Below are 220 nucleotides of genomic sequence, written 5' to 3'. Positions count from 1 at the left end.
TCACCCAAACCCTCCACACCACCCAACCCCAACTCGCCCTCCGCCACGGCACCCCCCACACACCCCACCTCACCCGCACCACACCCCCACAACCAACCACCACCACAACACCCACACCATCCTCAACACACCCCAACGGCACAGTCCTCATCACCGGCGGCACCGGCACCCTGGGCACCCTCCTCGCCCACCACCTCGTCACCCAACACAGCGCACGACA

At 66.8% G+C, this 220-nt stretch carries 1 protein-coding gene; it reads left to right on the top strand.

Annotation, left to right across the window (positions count from 1 at the left end; all coding sequences use genetic code 11):
• Positions 1 to 220: hypothetical protein (locus tag AC5P1B_RS35995; RefSeq protein ID WP_493892246.1), on the top strand; the 220-nt coding region annotated here is incomplete at both ends.

It is taken from the genome of Streptomyces sp. A01 (assembly GCF_059026195.1).
This window is presented reverse-complemented; position numbering and strand designations above follow the sequence as displayed.